The following is a 17,523-nucleotide window of genomic DNA, read 5'->3' as shown; positions in this document are numbered from 1 at the left end:
CGTACTCTCTCTCGGCTGCGGGACGCGTATCGTCCCGGAGTCAGCGCGCGAGGTGGAGAGCACCCGTGGTGCCGCCCGCCCTCGGCTCAACCGAAGAAGCCGACCGAGCAGGTCTGCTGGTCGGCGCTCTGGCCGGTGACCGATTCTGGCAGGGCAACCTTGGATCCGTCCTCGGGAGTCGCTGCAGGAGTGCCGGGTGCCGCCTCGGCCGTCGCCAGCGGATCCGCGGTCGCCGGGCCCGACGGAGCGGCGGTGTCGGCCGGGGCCGCCGCCTCGCCCTCCACGGTCGCGCCGGCGCCCGTGCCGCCGGTGATGGCGATCGGCTGATCGGTCTGCAGGGCGCTCGCCAGGACGTCGCCCGCGGCGCGGTCCGGCTCCACTCCGCTCGGAGTCGCCCCGGTCGGGTACTGCGCGAAGACGACGTCCGCGAGGTCGACGTCCTTCAGCGCGAGTCCCATCTGGACCATCGTGTTCACGTTGTCGAGACCGGTCGAGAGCGTCATGTTGCCGAGCGCCGCCTTCGCGAGACCGTAGAGCGCGACCGGGTTGAGGAGGGTGTCCGCGCTCTTGATCCGGCGCACGAGCGCCGAGAGGAAGACCTGCTGGTTGCTGATGCGGGTCAGGTCGCTGCCGTCGCCGATGCCGTGGCGGCTGCGGAGGAACTGCAGCGCCGCCATGCCCTCGAGCGAGTGCACGCCCGGCTCGAGGTAGGTGTTCGTGTAGGGGTCCGCGATCTCGGTCGCGACGCAGACGTCGACTCCGCCGACCGCGTTCGACATCTCGATCACGCCGTTGAACTGCACGACCGCGCCGTAGTCGACCCGGACGCCCATGAGGTCCTCGACGACCCCCGCCACGCAGCCGAGGCTGACGTCGCTGCCCATCGCCTCGTTGATCTTGGTGTCGTACCGGGCGGGGATCGTCTCACCCGTGGCGGCGTTCACGCACTCCGGGATGTCGACGTACATGTCGCGGGGGAAGCTCACGACCGTCGCGTTGCTGTGGTCGGCCGAGACGTGCATCAGCATGTTGACGTCGTTGAGGACGCTCGTCTCCTCATCGGGGTCGCCGTAGGCGTCGCCCTGGCCCTTCCGCGAGTCGCTGCCGACGACGAGGACGTTGAAGCCGCCCTCCAGTGCGCCGATCTCCGGGGCGCCTCCTGCCTCGACGCTGGAGCCGGCCGCGCCCGGGTGCAGGTCGACCGAGGGCTGCACGGACTGGACGATCAGCGTCGCCGCGATCGCGACCACCGACACCGAGGCGACCACACCGACACCGCCCACGAGGGCGGCTCCCTTGACCAGGGTCCGCGCGAGGGTGTGCCGCTTCTGGCGGCCGTGCCGCACGAAGGGGCGCGGCGTGCGCGGAGTGTCGCGAGTCTGTGTCGAAGGGCCCGTGCGGCGCATCCGTCTCCCGGTGTCGAGGCGTCAGTGGTGCGGAGGTGAGGGCCGGGCGTCGGTCCCGGGCGTCGCGCAATCCTATACAGAGGGCTGGCGCGTTCCGAAGGAGAGCGGGCGGCCCTCCGTCGTCGCGCGCCAGGACGGGCGTCGGAAGGCGCCGGCGGGAAGCGACGCGAAGAACGGGACGGCGTGGCGGACGGCGTGGCGGACGGCGTGGCGGAGGGCGTGGGATTCGAACCCACGAGACGTTTCCGCCCACCAGTTTTCAAGACTGGCTCCATCGGCCGCTCGGACAGCCCTCCCGGCCGCTCCCGCAGGAGCGACACCCGATAGTAACCGCCGAGCGCGCGGGACCGTGGTCAGCGCAGCGCCGAGAGCGCGACCGCCACGCCGTCCTGGTGGACCGAGGGGATCACGGCGGAAGCCACGGCCCGCACCTCGTCGGGCGCCTGCCCCATCGCGAGCCCTGCGCCCTCGGCGGCGGCCCAGGTGAGCATCTCGATGTCGTTGCGGCCGTCGCCCAGCGCGACCACGTCGCTCCGCTCGATGCCCAGCTCCTCGCGGACGACCTCGAGCGCGGTGGACTTGTTGACGCCGTGCGGGGCGATGTCGAGCCAGGCGGTCCAGCCGATCGCGTAGCTGACCTGGTGCAGGCCCATCTCCTCGACCAGCGAGGTGAACTCCTCGATGCCGGTTTCGGGCGAGATCACGACGACGCGGGTGCACAGCCGGCCGAGCAGCTCCTCGAAGGGGACGTGGGTCGTCTCGGCACCCATCACGGCACCACCCGGGAACGCCTCGGTGTAGAAGAAGGCGCCGTCCGCGTCCTCGACGGCGTAATGCGCGTCGGGGAGGGAGCGGCGGATGGTCTCGAGGACCTCCGTCGGGTCGAAGGTCTCGACCGTCTCGGGGACGTACGCACCGGACGCGTCGCGGCGGAGCGTGACCGCTCCGTTGCAGCAGATCACGTACTCGGGCGAGATCCCGAGGCGCTCGACGACCGGCAGGGTGGAGGAGGGAGAGCGCCCGGTGGCGAGCATCACCTCGTCGCCCTGGGCGGCCACGCGGGTGATCGCGTCCGTCACTGCGCGGGTGATGGTGCCGTCCTCGTGCATGACGGTGCCGTCGATGTCGAGGGCGACGAGGCGGCGGCCGGAGGCGCGGGCCGCGCTCATGCGACGGGCTCGAGCACCTCGAGGCCGCCGAGGTGGGGCCGCAGCGCCTCGGGGACGAGCACCGAGCCGTCCGCCCGCTGGTGGGTCTCGAGGAGGGCGACGATCCAGCGGGTGGTCGCGAGCGTGCCGTTGAGGGTGGCGACCGGAGCCGTCTTCCCCGACTCGGTGCGGTAGCGGGTGTCGAGGCGGCGGGCCTGGAACGTGGTGCAGTTCGAGGTCGAGGTCAGCTCGCGGTAGGTCTCCTGCGTGGGGACCCACGCCTCCACGTCGAACTTGCGCGCCGCGCTCTGGCCGAGGTCGCCGGCCGCCGTGTCGATGACGCGGTAGTGCAGGCCGAGGCTCTGCAGGACGTCCTCCTGGTACGAGAGGAGGCGCGCGTGCTCCGCCTCGGCGTCCTCGGGGAGGGTGTAGACGAACATCTCGAGCTTGCTGAACTGGTGCACGCGGATGATGCCGCGGGTATCCCGTCCGCCCGAGCCCGCCTCGCGGCGGTAGCAGGTGCTCCAGCCCGCGTAGCGCTTCGCGCCGCCGGAGAGGTCGAGGATCTCGTCGGCGTGGTAGCCGGCGAGGGCGACCTCGCTGGTGCCGGTGAGGTAGAGGTCGTCGTCGCGGAGGCGGTACACCTCGTCGTCGTGCTCGCCGAGGAAGCCGGTGCCGTCCATGATCTCGGGGCGCACGAGGGTCGGCGTGATCAGCGGGGTGAAGCCGGCGGCGAGCGCCTTCTCGAGGCCCAGGTTCATCAGCGCGATCTCGAGGCGGGCGACCAGGCCCTTGAGGAAGTAGAAGCGCGCGCCGCTGACCTTCGCGCCGCGCTGCATGTCGATGCCGTCCAGCAGCTCGCCGAGCTCGAGGTGGTCGCGCGGGGCGAAGTCGAAGACGGGGCGCTCGCCGACCGTCCTGACGAGCTCGAACGACTCCTCGCCGCCCGCGGGGACGCCCTCGATGATCGGGTTGGCGATGCGCTTCACCAGCACGGTGAAGGCGTCGTCGGCCTCGGACGCCTCCTGCTGGGCCTGCTTGGCGGCGGCGGCGAGGCGCTGGGCCTCGGCGACGAGGGCCGCCTTCTCGTCCTTCGGAGCCTTGGCGACGGTCTTGCCGAAGGCGTTCTGCTCGGCCCGGAGCCGCTCCGCCTCGGTGATCGCCGCACGGCGCACGCGGTCGGCCTCGAGCGCCTCGTCGACCAGCTCGACGGAGTCGCCGCGCGCCTCCTGCGAGCGCTTCAGGACGTCCGGGTTCTCGCGCAGAAGTACGGGATCAATCACCCCAGCAGTGTAGAGGAGGGCCGGGACGGGCCGCCGCCCGCGCGTACCCCCGGGGCCGGCTGAGCATCGGCCGCGAGGAGGCATCCGATCGCGCGGACAGCTGCGAATCTGAGTCATCCCCCGAGAACGTCCCCCCGCGTTCGACACCCCTGCTCCCCTGAAGGCTCTTCCATGCACGCCACCCCCCTCATCGACGCGACCCCCGGCGTCGTCCTCGAGCGCGACGGCTCCGGCGCCCGGATCACCCTCAACCGCCCCGACGCCCTCAACGCGATCGATCTCGGCACCGCGCGACTGCTGCTGAGCACCGTCGCCGACCTCGACGCCGACGCCGGCTGCTCCGTCATCGTGATCGCCGCGGCCGGCCGCGCGTTCTGCACGGGCGGCGACATCTCGGCGATCATGGGGTCCGAGAACCCGGACCACTACCTGCGCGACGTCGCGACCACGACCGCCCAGGTGATCCGCCTGCTCGAGGACAGCCGCGCCGTCGTCGTCTGCGCGATCGACGGCATGGTCGCCGGCGCCGGCATCGCCTTCGCTCTGGCCGCCGACATCGTGATAGCGACTCCCGCCGCCCTCTTCCTCAGCGCGTACGGCGACGTCGGGCTCGTCCCGGACGTCGGAGTCACCGCCGCGCTCCCCCGCGTCGTCGGCCGCCGCCGCGCCCTGGACTTCGTGCTGTCGGGCCGCCCGGTCCGCGCGGCCGAGGCGCTGGAGTGGCAGCTCGTGACCGAGGTCGTGCCGCGCGCCGACCTCGCCGGCCGCGTCGACGAGCGCGTGCGCGCCCTGGCGGCGAAGCCGGCGCACGTCGCGTCCGCCGCCCGCCGCCTCCTGCGCACCGACCCGCTCGACCGCGCCGAGCGTATCGTCGAGGAGACGGACACCCTGGTCGAGTTCCTGGCGGTCCCCGCCACGCGCACGCTCCTGGACGCCGAGCACGAGCGCCAGGCCCGCCGCGCCGCCCGGGCGACCGCCTCGCTCTGACCCGGCGCGAGCGTCCTCGACGACGCTCCGGCTCCGGGCCGGGCGGACGTCCGCCCGACGGCCCGCGGATCGGCCGGGCGTTCTCCTCCGATCTCGGCTACGGTGGTCCCCGCGAAGGGGAGTAGTTCCCACCGTCCGCCGAGCGGACGACGAGGCGCGTCGACATGCTGGTCCGGGACGATCCGGGCCCGGCGCTCCACCCCGGCTCCGGCCGGGGCGAACGAGACCTTCGGTCAGTCGACGCACGTCCTGACCGGTCCTCTCGCGCGGGTCGGCGGACCTGAGCCAGGAGATCGCATGGCGACCACCGCCCCCACCCCCAGTCCCGCACAGGTGCGCCGCTGGCGCCGCTACCTCGCCGACGAGCTCGCCGAGGCCTCCGTGTACCGCGACCTCGCCGGCCGCCGCTCCGGCGAGGAGCGGGAGATCCTGCTCGCGCTCGCCGTGGCCGAGGGACGCCACGAGGAGCACTGGCGCGAGCTGCTCGGCTCCGCGGCGGAGCCCGCGCCCCGCCCGGACCTCCGCACGCGCTTCCTCGGCTTCCTCACCCGCCGTTTCGGCTCCGTGTTCGTCCTCGCCCTGATCCAGCGCGCCGAGGCCCGCTCCCCCTACGCCGACGACGACGACGCCACCGAGGCGATGGCCGCCGACGAGCGGATCCACGGCGAGGTCGTCCGCGGGCTCGCCGAGCGCGGTCGCAACCGCCTCTCCGGGACGTTCCGCGCGGCGGTCTTCGGAGCGAACGACGGCCTGGTCTCGAACCTCGCCCTCGTGCTCGGAGTGGGGGCGAGCGGAGTCGGGACGGGGGTCGTCCTGTTCACGGGCATCGCGGGCCTGCTCGCCGGCGCCCTCTCGATGGGCGCGGGCGAGTTCGTCTCGGTGCGCTCGCAGCGCGAGCTGCTCTCGGCCTCCAGCCCGGACCTCGACGCGAACCGCATCGTCCCCGACCTGGACGTCGACGCGAACGAGCTCGCCCTGGTCTACCGCGCTCGCGGGATGACCCAGGAGCAGGCCGACGCGCGTGCCGCCTCCGTCTTCACGGGCCTGCGCGGCGGCGCCGTCACCTCCCCCATCACGCTGGGCGGTCCCGCAGGAGACCCCGACGTCGACGAGCACGAGTCGATCGGCACGGGCATGGGCGCGGCGCTGTCGAGCTTCTGCTTCTTCGCCTCGGGCGCGATCATCCCGGTGCTGCCCTACCTGCTCGGCCTGACCGGGCTCGCCGCGGTGGTCGTCGCCTGCGTGCTCGTGGGCATCGCCCTGCTCGCCACCGGCGCGGTCGTCGGGCTGCTCTCGGGCGCCCCGCCTCTGGCCCGGGCGCTGCGCCAGCTCGGGATCGGCTACGGCGCGGCCCTGGTGACCTACCTCCTCGGCCTGCTCTTCGGCGCGTCCGGAGTCTGAGCCTCGGCCTCGAGGAGCTGCGCGGACTCGCGCGGCTCCTCGGCGCGGGGCCGCACGACGACGCCGCGCCACCGCAGCGCGGCCACTCCGACCGCCAGCAGCAGCGACGCCGGCAGGCAGCCCAGCAGGGGGATGCAGGAGTAATAGAGGAGCTGCCGCTGGATCCACGCGGGCGAGGGCACGTCGGAGTCGCCGTAGTAGGGCGGAGGCGGCGAGGAGTAGCCGGTGTAGAGGAGCGCGAGGCCGATCAGGGTCCCCGCGAGGCCGGCGAGCAGGAGCACGAGGAGCCACGGGTTCCGCAGCAGGGGCGCCTCGCGCACGGGCTCGGCGGGAGCAGCGGGAGCGGGGTCGGCGGCCGGCTCCGGCAGGGGTGCGGGCGCGGTCTCGGCGCCGAGGCGGTGCGACCGCCGGCCCTCGGCGGCTCCGGCGATGTCGGGCAGGGCCATGATGCGGCGCGGTCCGGGCACGGACGAGGAGCCGGGGCGGACCACGCGCGACTCCGGGAGCGCGGGACGAGCGGCGGCTCCGGACGTGGCGGCGGGAGCGCCCGGGGCGGCACCCGAGCCGGGCCTCGCGAACGCCCGCTCGTCGCCTCTCAGACGCTCCACCGGTCCCGAGAACCCGCGCTGGAAGGCCGGGTCGTAGCGCGGGTCGACCCGTTCGTCGTCGTCGTCAGTCATCGTCGCGACCCGTCATCGTCGTCCCCGGTCATCGTCGACCTCCGGCTCGTGGGAGAGGATCCCGCGCAGCCAGTCGCGGGCCTCGAGGAACACCTCGTCGTCGTAGCGTCGCACGGAGGTGACCGGGCGGCGGTCAGCGCGCGGATACGAGCCGAGGAAGATCACCTTCGGGCTGAAGCGCCGCAGCCCCATCAGCGCGTCGGCGACCCGCTCGTCCTGGACGTGCCCGTCGAGGTCGATGACGAACCGGTACCGGCCGAGGGCATCGCCGATCGGCCGCGACTGGATCATGCTCAGGTTCACCCCGCGGGTCGCGAACTGCTCGAGCATGTCGAGCAGGGCGCCCGGCTGGTCGGCCGGGAGCTCGGCGATCACGCTGGTCTTGTCGGCGCCGGTCGGCTCGGGCAGCGCGTGCGAGCGCGAGACGTGCACGAAGCGCGTGACGGCGTTCGGGTTGTCGCCGATCCGCTCCGCCAGCACCGCGACGTCGTGGTGGGCGACTATCCCGGGAGGGGCGATGGCCGCGTCCGCGGGCGATCCGCCCAGCAGGTCGACGGTGGCCTGGACGTTGCTGGAGGCCGGCAGGTGCTCGTGGCTGGGGATCTCACGGTCGAGCCACACCCGGCACTGCCCGTAGGCGACGGGGTGCGCGGCGACGGTGCGCACCTCCTCGAGGCTCGTCCCCGGGCGGCCGACCAGGATGAACGACACCGGCACCAGGTACTCGCCGACGATGCGCAGCCCCGGGATCCGCGCCAGTGCGTCCTGCGCGGCCGTCACTCCGCCCTCGACCGAGTTCTCGATCGCGATCACCGCGCCGTCGCTGCGGCCGGTGACCAGATCGCTCAGCGCCTCCCCCACGTTCGCGACGCTGCGCCACAGCTGTCCGCGCGCCTCCGGGACCTGCGCGAGGGCCGCCTCCGTGAACGTGCCGCTGGGCCCGAGATAGCTGTAGGCACGGGTCTCGGGGGCGCTGTCGGGCATGGCGCAAGCCTAGCCAGCCGCGGTACCCCTGGAGGGGGCCGGACTGCCACTATGGACCGCATGACCGATCGCGCAGGGAAGCCGGCACAGGCCTCCGATCTCATCGACGTCGAGGCCCTCGTGAGGGCGTACTACGAGAAGAAGCCGGACGTCTCCGACCCGGCTCAGAAGGTGGTGTTCGGCACCTCGGGCCACCGCGGATCCTCGTTCGACACGGCCTTCAACGAGGACCACATCGCCGCCGTCACCCAGGCGATCGTCGAGTACCGGACGGAGCAGGGCATCACCGGCCCGCTGTTCATCGGCGCCGACACGCACGGGCTCTCCCGCCCGGCCCTCACCACCGCCCTCGAGGTCCTGGTGGGCAACGAGGTCCGCGTGCTCGTGGACGAGTTCGACGACTTCGTGCCGACGCCGGCGCTCAGCCACGCGATCCTCCGCTACAACAACGACCCCGCGCACACCGACCGGGCCGACGGCATCGTGGTCACCCCCTCGCACAACCCGCCCCGCGACGGCGGCTTCAAGTACAACCCGCCGCACGGCGGCCCCGCCGACTCCGACGCGACGACCTGGATCGCCGACCGGGCCAACGAGCTCATCGCCGACGGCAACCGCGGCGTGACCTCGGCCGAGCCCTCCGCGGTCGAGACCTACGACTACCGCACGCACTACGTCGCGGACCTGGCGAACATCATCGACCTCGACGCGATCCGGAAGGCCGGCGTGCGGATCGGGGCCGACCCCCTCGGCGGCGCCTCCGTGCACTACTGGCAGCTGATCGCCGAGATGCACGGCCTCGACCTGACCGTGGTGAACGGGGAGGTCGACCCGGCCTGGGGCTTCATGACCCTCGACTGGGACGGCAAGATCCGGATGGACCCGTCCTCCCCCAGCGCGATGGCCTCGGTGGTCGCGCGCGCCGGCGACTTCGACATCCTCACCGGCAACGACGCCGACGCGGACCGGCACGGCATCGTCACCCCCGACGGCGGGCTGATGAACCCCAACCACTACCTGGCCGTCGCGATCGACTACCTCTACCGCCACCGCACCGGCTGGCGCGAGGACGCGGCGATCGGCAAGACGCTGGTCTCCTCCTCGATCATCGACCGGGTCGCGGAGTCGCTGGGCCGGCGCCTCTGGGAGGTCCCGGTGGGCTTCAAGTGGTTCGTCCCCGGGCTGGTCGACGGCTCGGTCGGCTTCGGCGGCGAGGAGTCCGCGGGCGCCTCGTTCCTCCGCTTCGACGGCACCGTCTGGACCACCGACAAGGACGGCATCCTCCTCGCGCTGCTCGCCTCCGAGATCGTGGCGGTCACCGGGAAGAGCCCGTCGGCGCTCTACCGCGAGCTGACCGAGCGCTTCGGCGACCCGGTCTACGAGCGCGTGGACGCGGTGGCGACGAAGGCGCAGAAGGCGGCCCTCGGCAAGCTGGACGGCGACGCGATCGCGGCGACGACCCTCGCCGGGTCCGAGATCACCGCGAAGCTCTCGAAGGCGCCCGGCAACGGCGCGGCCGTCGGAGGCGTCAAGGTCGTCACCGAGGACGCCTGGTTCGCCGCGCGCCCATCCGGCACCGAGGACGTCTACAAGATCTACGCCGAGAGCTTCCGCGGCCTCGACCACCTGCACGAGGTCCAGGCCGAGGCGCGCACGATCGTGGACGCGGCGCTGAACTCCTAGGCGCTGCGCTCAGTCGCCCGAGAAGGCTCGTTCCCGCCCAGGAGAACGAGCCTTTTCGGGCGACTCAGCGGCGGTGAGGAAAAGGCCGGCTACCAGCGCGGGTGGACGGTGGGGCGGAAGTGGGTGTCGTAGAGGGCGTTCACGGCCTCCATGAAGGCGGGGCCGAGGGGCGCGGCGGAGGCGGCGGCCGCGTTGGCGCGGGCCTGCTCGGGCGAGCGGGCGCCGGGGATCACCGAGGTGACGCCCTCCTGCTGGATGATCCAGGCGAGCGCGGCCGCCGCGGGGGCGAGGCCGTGGTCGTCGGCGAGGCGGGAGAACTCCTGCGCGGCCTCCACGCCGGTCGCGAAGTCGACGCCCGAGAAGGTCTCGCCGACGTCGAAGGCGGAGCCGTCGCGGTTGTAGCTGCGGTGGTCCTCCGGCGCGAACACGGTCTCCGTCGTGTAGCGGCCGCTGAGCAGGCCCGAGGCGAGCGGGACGCGCGCGAGGATGCCGACGCCGGCCTCGCGGGCGGCGGGCAGCACCTCGTCGAGCGGCTTGAGGCGGAACGCGTTCAGGATGATCTGGACGCTCGCGACGTTCGGGCGGGCGATGGCGGTCAGCGCCTCCTCCGTGCGCTCGACCGAGACGCCGTAGGCGGCGATCGCGCCCTCGGCGACGAGGGTGTCGAGGGCGTCGTAGACGGCGTCGTCGGAGTAGACGGAGGTGGGCGGGCAGTGCAGCTGCACCAGATCGAGGGTGTCGACGCCGAGGTTGGCGCGCGAGCGGTCGGTCCAGGCGCGGAAGTTGTCGAGCACGTAGTTGGCGGGGATCTGCTCCGCGCGACGGCCCATCTTGGTGGCGACGAAGACCTGCGCGTCGGGGTGCGCCGCGCGGTAGGCGCCGATCGTCCGCTCGCTGCGGCCGTCGCCGTAGACGTCGGCGGTGTCGAAGAGGGTCACCCCCGACTCCACTGCGGCGTCGAGCACGGCGAGGGCGTCGGTCTCGGCGACGTCCCCCCAGTCGGCACCGAGCTGCCAGGTTCCGAGGCCGACGACGGAGACGGGGGCGCCGGTGCGTCCGAGGATTCGAGTTTCCATGCCTCCACCGTAGGTGCGGCCGAGCCCGCGGCGGACCCCCTTGCGCGTGCTCTAACGTCGAGGGCATGCCCCTCCTCGTGCTCGGAAGCGCCAACCTCGATCACGTCCACCGGGTCGCCCGGATCCCCGCTCCCGGAGAGACGGTGCTCGCCCTCGACGCGAGCACGTTCCCGGGCGGCAAGGGCCTCAACCAGGCCGTCGCGGCCGCACGGACCGCGCCCGGCACCGTCTTCGTCACGAGCCTCGGACGCGACTCGGCGGGAGACCGGCTCGCCGCGGTCCTCGGCGAGGAGCCGCTGGAGCTGCGCGCCCGCCGCGGCGACGTCCGCACCGGCACCGCGCAGATCACCGTGGACGAGCGCGGGGAGAACGCGATCGTCGTCGACTCCGGAGCGAACGCCGCCCTGGTCGGGTTGACCGCCGAGGAGTCGGCCCTGGTGGCGGCGGCCGACGCCCTGCTCCTCCAGCTCGAGATCCCGACGGCGACGGTGACGGAGGCGGCCCGCGCCGCGCGCGCCGGCGGCACGGTGTCGATCCTGAACGCCGCCCCGATCGGCCCGCTGCCGGAGGAGCTCCTCGCGGTGCTCGACGTGCTGATCGTCAACGAGCACGAGGCCCGCGAGCTCGCCGCCGATCGCGGCATCACCGCCGCCGACGACGACGCGCTCGCCGCTGCCCTCACCGCGCTGGTGCCGCTCGTGCTGGTCACCCTCGGCTCCGACGGCGTCGTCGTGGCGGTCCGCGACCGCGAGCCGGAGCGCACCCCGGCCTTCCGGGTGGAGGCCGTGGACACCACCGGCGCCGGCGACACCTTCTGCGGCGCCTTCTCGGCCCGGCTCGCCGCCACGGGAGCACGGCTCGACGATCCGGAGCAGCTGGTCGCCCTCACCCGCTGGGCGAGCGCGGCCGCGGCGATCTCGGTCACCCGCGCCGGAGCGGCGGTGTCCGCGCCGACGGCGGCCGAGACGGACGCGTTCCTCGCCGAGCGCGCCTGAGCGGGAAGCTCTTCGGGGAGGCTCGCCTGAGCGGGAAGCTCCTCAGGGGGAGACGGCGCGGACACCGACCTCGGGCGGCCCGCAGCACCGTCGCTCCGGTCGGCACGGTGCACTCCGAAGAAGCACGGGACCGCCCGGCCCGGCTCCGCTCCTCACGGCGAGGCGTCCCGCCCTGCGGACAGCCGCGCCCGCTCCCCGATCCGGCTAGTCGATCGCGGCGACCCGGACGGTCACCCGCGGCCGCAGCTCCGGATGCACCCGGACGCACCACTCGCGCACCGCGGCTCCGATCGCGCGCGCCACGTCCGGCGCGGACGCCTCAGCGGTCACGCAGAGGTCGACGGCCACGAACACCTCGTCCCCCGCGACGCGGACCAGGACCGGATCGGCGAACGTGCCGCCGCTCGCGGTGCCCAGCGGCTCGACCACGATCCCGGTCGCGCTCAGCGCCGTCGCCGCATGCGCGAGCACGTCGCGCACCTCGGGCCTGGCCGGCATCAGGGTCGCGACACCGTCCAGGGCGCGCAGCTCCGCAGCGAGCGCGGACACCGGATCGACCGGGGCCGCCGACTCGAGGCCGCTCACGACTCCTCCGTCCCGGGGACGTAGACGTCCTCCACGCGGACGTCGATCCTCGACACCCGCAGCTCGGTCTGGGTCAGCAGCCGCGAGTGCACGCGCTCGCGCACCTGCTGGGCCGCCTCGGCGATCGGCACCCCCCAGAAGACCGAGATCGTCAGCTCCACCACGACCTCCGCGCCCGGCTCGGCGATGTCGCCGACCAGGCGGCAGCGGCCGACCAGCACGCCGGCGACGCTGTCGCCCGCCTCGCGCACGAGTCCGCGGACCGCTCCCTCGGTGATCGTGAGCGCCACGTCGGGCTGGACGCTCGCCAGCGGGATGTCGCGTCCGGCCCGCGACTCGCGGCGGACCTGGGTGAGGATCGAGCCGAACCAGCTCTCCTCCGGCGCGGGCAGGCGTGCGGCGTCGTCGTCGATGAGCGCGCCGGAGAGGGCGCGCACGCGCTCGAGGGCGCGCAGAGTGCGCCGGTGCTCCGGCGACTCCTCGATGGCGGGGTCGTACGGCGTGCGCCCGCGGTCGAGGTAGTCGCTCAGCTCGTCGATGCCGATGCCGTCGCCCTCCTGCTCCGTCGCGTCCGCCTCCTGCTCGAGCGCGGGCGGCAGCACGACGTCGTGCTCCCCCGCGCGCTCCGGCCCGTCGCCGGGACCCTGGTCCGCGTTCATCGCGTCTGCTCCCTCATCGCCAGTCCTCCATCGCCACGACCAGCGACTCGCGCGCGCGGGCGAGCTTGCCCCGCACGGCGGTCACCGTGAGACCGAGGTGATCGGCGATCTCGTTGTACGACTCCCCGCCGACCTCGCGCAGCACCCAGCACTGACGCTGCGACTCCGGCAGCTCGGACAGGGCGTGCGCGAGAGCCCGCATGGCGTCGCTCTGCTCGGCGGCCTCGAACGGGCCGGGCTCTCGGGCCGGGGGATGCTCCACGGCGTCGACGTCGTCGGTCGGGCGGCGCTGGCGCAGCAGGTCGACGCTGGAGCGGCTGACGATCCGCATCATCCAGCTGCGCACGCTCGCCGGCTCCTTGAGCTGCGGGAGCTGCGCCCAGACCGTGATCAGCGCGTTCTGCACGGCGTCGGAGGCGTCGGCCTGCGAGCCGGTGAGGCGCCAGGCGTAGGCGCGGAGGATCGACTGGTGCCGCTTGACGAGCACCTCGAAGGCGCGCACGTCGCCCTCGGCGGAGCGCTCGGCGAGCAGCGCGTCGCTCGCCGCTTCCAGTCCGGGCACGGCGCCTCCTCCCTCTCCGCTCACGCGGCCTCGGGCCGCCTCTCAGGTGACGCTCAGGAAAAAGTCCACCGAGCACCGTGACGAACGCCGTCCGGGCTCCGTCTCACTCATGAAAGCACAGCCCGACCGGATTCCCGACGGGCCTTCGACCCCGGTCTGCTCAGCAACGGCAGCCGATGAGACGTCCAGGAGACCTCATGAGCGACACCACGCGCACCCCCTCCACCACCCGCGTCGACAAGACCTCCGTCGACACGGTCACGAGCCTCGGCGGCTCGCGGACCTCCGGCACCGCCCAGGGCACCACGGTCATCGACGACAGCGTCGTGGCCAAGGTCGCCGGCATCGCGGCCCGCCAGGTGCCCGGCGTCTTCGCCCTCGGAAACAACGCCGCCCGTGCCTTCGGCGCGATCCGCCAGGCCGTCGGCGGTGCCGACCACGCCCAGGGCGTGAGCGTCGAGGTCGGCGAGACCCAGGTCGCGGCCGACGTGACCATCGTCGTCGAGTACCCCGTGCCGATGCAGAAGGTCGCCGACTCCGTCCGCGCCGCCGTCTCCGAGGCCATCACCGAGCTGGTCGGCATGGCCGTCTCCGAGATCAACATCGCCGTCGTCGACGTCCACATCCCCGGCGACGACAAGGACGACGAGGCCACCGAGAGCCGCGTCCGATGAGCGACTTCCAGCGCCCCGCGCCCACCGCCCCCGGCGGCCGCAGCACCGTCCTCGGTGTCGTGGTCGGCGCGATCCTCGCCTTCGCGGCCCTGATGTTCGGCTTCTGGGGCTTCGTCCTCACCGCCCTCTTCATGGCCCTCGGCGTCGTGATCGCCCGCATCGCCGACGGCACCCTCGACGTGCGCAGCCTCGTGGACGTGTTCCGCGGCCGCACCACCTCCCGCTAGGAGCCCACCGTGACCGCTCTCGACACGCGTCCCGCATCGCCGGTGGCGGGCACCGTCACCATCACCGTCCGCTCCATCGAACGCGCCGCCGTGGCGATCGTCCACGAGGAGCTGGGCGTGGAGGTCTCCGCGATCCGCGTCCGCCTCTCCGATGACCGGGGCGGCCTCGCCCTCGCGGTGACCGCGCCGGTCGTCGTCGAGCCGGGCACCGCCCCGGCCGGCGGATCCCTGCTCGAGCGCCTGCACGGCGATCGCACCCGCATCGCCTCCCGCATGGAGGCGCTGACCGGGCGCACCGTCAGCCGGATCGACATCCGGGTCACGGGCACCCGCACCCGAAGCACGAGGAGAGTCGCATGAGCCCCGCACCGTCGGCGCCCGACACCCGCTACAGCCGCTACCTCCGTCGCGAGACCCACAAGTCCCGCTCCGCCGCGCAGATCGTCGTCCTGGTGCTCATCGCCCTGGTCGCGGCCTATGTCGGCACGGAGGCGGTGCTCGCGATCCTCGGCGCCGCGCCCCTGCTCGCCGCACCGTCCGCCCTGCTGGGCGCGATCGTCGGAGTCGCGTCGCTGGCGAACCCCGCCCTCATCGGCGTGGCCGTCGGCGCGGGCGTCCTCGCCCTGGTCCTGCTGGTGCTCGCACTGGCGCCCGGGGCCCGGGCCCGCCACACCGTGGACGACGACCGCCTCGCCGTGGTCGTGGACGACGGCGTGATCGCCTCCTCCCTGGCCCGCGCAGCCCGCACGGCCGCCCACTCCCGCCGCGAGGACACCCGCGCCTCGCTCGGGCGGCGCACCGCACTGGTCGAGGTGACCCCCGCCTCCGGCATCGCGGTCGACCGCGACGCCGTGCAGAGCGCCGTCGACGAGGAGCTCGCCCGCATCGGCGCGAAGCCCGCCCCGCGCTCCACCGTCCGCGTCTCGACCTCCGGGAGGATCTGATGACCACGAGCAACCGCTTCGTCAACCGGCTCGTCCTGCTCGTCGTGGGCCTCGTGCTCGCGCTGGTCAGCGCCGGAGCCGTCCTGATCGCCGTCTCGCAGCCGGTCCGCGACTCCGTCCTCTCCTTCGCCGACGGCGAGGGCGCGGCCCTGGTCTCGCGCCTCTCCCCCGAGGAGGGCACCGCCTGGAGCGATGCCGCCGTCCTCTGGCCGCTCTACGCCGTCGTCGGGATCTGCCTCCTCGGCATCGTCCTCGCGCTGGTGATGGCCTTCGCCCACGGTCACGGCCGCACCGGCACCGTCCTCCGCGACGAGGCCGAGGGCGCGCCCGCCGGAGGGATCGAGATCGCGACCGGCTTCGCGGAGGACGTCCTCGAGACGGCTCTCGCCGGGCGGACGGAGCTCCTCGACGTCACGGTCGCGGCCTACCGCCACGGCTCCGAGACCGCGCTGAAGGTGCGCGTCCTCCCCCGCGGCGGCGTCTCGCCCCGCACCGTGGTCGACGCCGTGCACCAGGAGGTCGACGCGCTCGACGCCCTGCTCGGCGCCCGCCTGCCGGTCCTGCTCGAGGTCGCCTCGAGCGCCCGGGCCGGCTTCTCCAAGGAGGACCGGGTCGCCTGACTCCGGTCCCGCAGCTTCCCCGGCACCCGCCGGCGGATGGTCACACCGAACAGAAGGAGCCCCTCATGGGTGCAGACGACAAGATCCGCAACGCAGCCGAGAACCTGGTCGGCAAGGCCAAGGAGGCCGTCGGCAAGCTGACGGACAACGAGCGCCTCGAGGCCGAGGGCCAGGCCGACCAGACCAAGGCCCACACCAAGAAGGTCGGCGAGGACGTCAAGGACGTCTTCAAGAAGTGATCTGACCGGAACCTCGACGGGGCCGTCACCGCATCAGCGGTGGCGGCCCCGTCGTCGTGCGTGGAGCGGGTGCGTCGAGCGTCAGACGCCCCAGAACATGATCCGGCCGGCGGAGGCCGCGTCGATGCTCTGGTCGTGGTTGTCGGCGGTGTGCGAGGAGTAGAGGATCCTGTCGCCGTCGACGCTGGTCACGACGCCCGTGTGGTCCCAGTCGCCCGAGCCGTCCCAGTCGAACTGGACGATGTCGCCCGGCTTCACCCGGCTCCGCTCGGAGTCGGGGATCGCGGTCGCGCGCTCGGGGTGCGCGGCGAGGTAGGCGTTGAACGCGGTCGACGACGCCCAGGCGGAGCTGTACCCGCCGGAGGAGGAGTAGCTCCACTCGCCGTCCATCTCCCAGCCGCGGGCGATCAGCGACTGCGAGGTGAAGTTGACGCAGTCGTTGCCCGAGATCACGCCGTACTGGGCCGAGTTGTAGTCGTTCCAGTAGGTGGAGAGGTAGTCGAGCTGCGAGGCCAGGCGGCTCGCGTCCAGCGCGGCCTGGGCCTTCGCGGCCTCGATCGCCGGGTCGGGCGTGTAGGCGAAGGTGATCGCCGAGGCGACGACCTTCGTGCTGGCGAGCACGCCGGTCGCGGCGAAGCTGGGAGTGGCGGCCGCGGTCGGGGCGGCGAGGTCGGTCGAGGCCTCGGCCGTCGTGCCCTCCGCGGCGCCCGACGTGTCGACGGCCGGCTGCACCGCGTCGGCCGGGGTCCCGTCGACGGTGACCGCCGCGGCGGAGTCGGTGACCGCGTCGAACGTGATGGCCTGACCGTCGGCGTCGAAGAAGGCGACCGGGACCTCGCCCGCTGCCTCTCCGTCGGCCGGAGGGGCGGTGACCGTGATCTGGTCGGGGTTGTCGACCGCGACGCTGCCCTCGGCCTCGCCGAAGCGCACGGTGGCGACCGAGTCCAGGTTCGATCCCTCGAGCGTCACGCTCGTGCCGCCGGCGACGGTGCCGGAGGTGGTGGAGACGGAGCTGAGGACGACCCGGGCGGAGGCGGTGGTCGCGGGGAGCACGGCGACGCTGGTCGAGGTCGGAGCAGCGGACGGCGTCGCGGTGGCCGACTCGGCCGAGGAGCCGGTGCCGACGGTGAGGCTCAGACTCGACGCGACGGCCACGACGACGAGCCCGCCGGAGACGGCGAGCGCCAGCGTGCGCGGGGACGGGCGGAAGAAGGAGGCTCCGCGGCGGGCGGGCGCGGTGCGGAGCCGGTGCCCCTCCGCTTCGCGGCGGTCGCGGCGCGGATCTCGCCGATCGGCCGACCGGACTCGATCAGCATCACGATCGCCAGACCGGCGTTGGCGGCCATGTGGGTGCCGATGATCGGCACGGA

Annotated in this window: 20 protein-coding genes, 1 tRNA gene and 1 pseudogene; 10 read left to right on the top strand and 12 right to left on the bottom strand. The window is 73.5% G+C overall.

Features of this window, described 5'->3' with window-relative positions; translation table 11 throughout:
• Positions 1-86: 86 nt before the first annotated feature.
• The 4 genes from C5C95_RS11380 to serS all read right to left on the bottom strand — a co-directional run bounded on the left by C5C95_RS11380 (position 87) and on the right by serS (position 3,837).
• Positions 87-1,346 carry an LCP family protein gene (locus C5C95_RS11380; protein WP_258063535.1) on the bottom strand — a complete coding sequence of 420 codons (1,260 nt, stop codon included), beginning with the start codon at positions 1,344-1,346 and terminating at the stop codon, positions 87-89.
• A gap of 268 nt (positions 1,347-1,614) precedes the next feature.
• A tRNA-Ser gene (locus C5C95_RS11375) sits at positions 1,615-1,702 on the bottom strand.
• Between the two features lie 57 nt (positions 1,703-1,759).
• The gene (locus tag C5C95_RS11370; protein WP_104247582.1) at positions 1,760-2,575 is read right to left on the bottom strand and encodes an HAD family hydrolase; all 816 of its coding nucleotides are present in this window, start codon (positions 2,573-2,575) and stop codon (positions 1,760-1,762) included.
• A complete protein-coding gene (gene serS, locus C5C95_RS11365; protein ID WP_104224965.1) occupies positions 2,572-3,837 on the bottom strand; it encodes a serine--tRNA ligase in 1,266 nt (421 codons plus the stop codon). The genes C5C95_RS11370 and serS overlap by 4 nt, the downstream gene beginning before the upstream one ends.
• A gap of 171 nt (positions 3,838-4,008) precedes the next feature.
• Between serS and C5C95_RS11360 the strand changes: the two genes are divergently transcribed.
• Both C5C95_RS11360 and C5C95_RS11355 read left to right on the top strand, forming a co-directional pair.
• On the top strand, positions 4,009-4,824 hold the full coding sequence (locus tag C5C95_RS11360; RefSeq protein WP_104247581.1) for an enoyl-CoA hydratase/isomerase family protein: 816 nt from the start codon (positions 4,009-4,011) through the stop codon (positions 4,822-4,824).
• A 297-nt stretch (positions 4,825-5,121) separates the two neighbouring features.
• Complete coding sequence (locus C5C95_RS11355; protein ID WP_104224963.1) at positions 5,122-6,225, top strand: VIT1/CCC1 family protein; 1,104 nt, start codon at positions 5,122-5,124, stop codon at positions 6,223-6,225.
• Here the strand turns inward: C5C95_RS11355 and C5C95_RS11350 are convergent.
• Both C5C95_RS11350 and pheA read right to left on the bottom strand, forming a co-directional pair.
• Positions 6,186-6,905, bottom strand: a complete 720-nt coding sequence (locus C5C95_RS11350; RefSeq protein ID WP_104324473.1) for a hypothetical protein — start codon at positions 6,903-6,905, stop codon at positions 6,186-6,188. The two genes, C5C95_RS11355 and C5C95_RS11350, sit on opposite strands and share 40 nt — an antisense overlap.
• 12 nt (positions 6,906-6,917) lie before the next feature.
• Positions 6,918-7,889: a prephenate dehydratase gene (gene pheA, locus C5C95_RS11345; RefSeq protein WP_104247578.1), complete on the bottom strand. Its 972-nt coding sequence runs from the start codon at positions 7,887-7,889 to the stop codon at positions 6,918-6,920.
• Between the two features lie 60 nt (positions 7,890-7,949).
• Between pheA and pgm the strand changes: the two genes are divergently transcribed.
• Complete coding sequence (gene pgm / locus C5C95_RS11340; RefSeq protein ID WP_104224971.1) at positions 7,950-9,572, top strand: phosphoglucomutase (alpha-D-glucose-1,6-bisphosphate-dependent); 1,623 nt, start codon at positions 7,950-7,952, stop codon at positions 9,570-9,572.
• A gap of 89 nt (positions 9,573-9,661) precedes the next feature.
• Here the strand turns inward: pgm and C5C95_RS11335 are convergent, their stop codons facing one another.
• Positions 9,662-10,648, bottom strand: coding sequence for an aldo/keto reductase (locus C5C95_RS11335; RefSeq protein ID WP_104226781.1), 987 nt, complete (start codon positions 10,646-10,648; stop codon positions 9,662-9,664).
• 65 nt (positions 10,649-10,713) lie between these two features.
• Here C5C95_RS11335 and C5C95_RS11330 point away from each other — a divergent pair, with 65 nt between their 5' ends.
• Positions 10,714-11,643 carry a ribokinase gene (locus tag C5C95_RS11330; RefSeq protein WP_104247576.1) on the top strand — a complete coding sequence of 310 codons (930 nt, stop codon included), beginning with the start codon at positions 10,714-10,716 and terminating at the stop codon, positions 11,641-11,643.
• A 204-nt stretch (positions 11,644-11,847) separates the two neighbouring features.
• Here the strand turns inward: C5C95_RS11330 and C5C95_RS11325 are convergent, their stop codons facing one another.
• The 3 genes from C5C95_RS11325 to C5C95_RS11315 are packed head-to-tail and all read right to left on the bottom strand — an operon-like array spanning position 11,848 to position 13,449.
• Positions 11,848-12,228, bottom strand: coding sequence for a hypothetical protein (locus tag C5C95_RS11325; protein WP_104324472.1), 381 nt, complete (start codon positions 12,226-12,228; stop codon positions 11,848-11,850).
• Complete coding sequence (locus C5C95_RS11320) at positions 12,225-12,887, bottom strand: Asp23/Gls24 family envelope stress response protein (protein ID WP_104233947.1); 663 nt, start codon at positions 12,885-12,887, stop codon at positions 12,225-12,227. The genes C5C95_RS11325 and C5C95_RS11320 overlap by 4 nt, the downstream gene beginning before the upstream one ends.
• 13 nt (positions 12,888-12,900) lie before the next feature.
• Positions 12,901-13,449: an RNA polymerase sigma factor gene (locus C5C95_RS11315; protein ID WP_104224956.1), complete on the bottom strand. Its 549-nt coding sequence runs from the start codon at positions 13,447-13,449 to the stop codon at positions 12,901-12,903.
• Positions 13,450-13,646: 197 nt separating this feature from the next.
• Between C5C95_RS11315 and C5C95_RS11310 the strand changes: the two genes are divergently transcribed.
• The 6 genes from C5C95_RS11310 to C5C95_RS11285 all read left to right on the top strand — a co-directional run bounded on the left by C5C95_RS11310 (position 13,647) and on the right by C5C95_RS11285 (position 16,153).
• On the top strand, positions 13,647-14,123 hold the full coding sequence (locus tag C5C95_RS11310) for an Asp23/Gls24 family envelope stress response protein (RefSeq protein ID WP_104324471.1): 477 nt from the start codon (positions 13,647-13,649) through the stop codon (positions 14,121-14,123).
• A complete protein-coding gene (locus tag C5C95_RS11305) occupies positions 14,120-14,350 on the top strand; it encodes a DUF2273 domain-containing protein (RefSeq protein ID WP_104224954.1) in 231 nt (76 codons plus the stop codon). The genes C5C95_RS11310 and C5C95_RS11305 overlap by 4 nt, the downstream gene beginning before the upstream one ends.
• Positions 14,351-14,359: 9 nt before the next feature.
• The gene (locus C5C95_RS11300) at positions 14,360-14,710 is read left to right on the top strand and encodes a hypothetical protein (protein ID WP_104224953.1); all 351 of its coding nucleotides are present in this window, start codon (positions 14,360-14,362) and stop codon (positions 14,708-14,710) included.
• Positions 14,707-15,294: a DUF6286 domain-containing protein gene (locus C5C95_RS11295; RefSeq protein ID WP_104226787.1), complete on the top strand. Its 588-nt coding sequence runs from the start codon at positions 14,707-14,709 to the stop codon at positions 15,292-15,294. The genes C5C95_RS11300 and C5C95_RS11295 overlap by 4 nt, the downstream gene beginning before the upstream one ends.
• A complete protein-coding gene (locus C5C95_RS11290) occupies positions 15,294-15,914 on the top strand; it encodes a hypothetical protein (RefSeq protein ID WP_104224951.1) in 621 nt (206 codons plus the stop codon). The genes C5C95_RS11295 and C5C95_RS11290 overlap by 1 nt, the downstream gene beginning before the upstream one ends.
• Positions 15,915-15,979: 65 nt before the next feature.
• On the top strand, positions 15,980-16,153 hold the full coding sequence (locus C5C95_RS11285) for a CsbD family protein (protein ID WP_104226788.1): 174 nt from the start codon (positions 15,980-15,982) through the stop codon (positions 16,151-16,153).
• 81 nt (positions 16,154-16,234) lie between these two features.
• Here C5C95_RS11285 and C5C95_RS11280 read toward each other — a convergent pair whose 3' ends face one another.
• A complete protein-coding gene (locus C5C95_RS11280) occupies positions 16,235-17,308 on the bottom strand; it encodes an amidase domain-containing protein (protein ID WP_104324470.1) in 1,074 nt (357 codons plus the stop codon).
• Positions 17,287-17,523 (bottom strand): annotated as a pseudogene (locus C5C95_RS17685) (hypothetical protein); the annotation flags it as partial. The gene C5C95_RS11280 and the pseudogene C5C95_RS17685, both read right to left, overlap by 22 nt.

This window comes from Rathayibacter sp. AY1B7 (assembly GCF_002932735.1).
Lineage (GTDB): Bacteria > Actinomycetota > Actinomycetes > Actinomycetales > Microbacteriaceae > Rathayibacter.
This window is presented reverse-complemented; position numbering and strand designations above follow the sequence as displayed.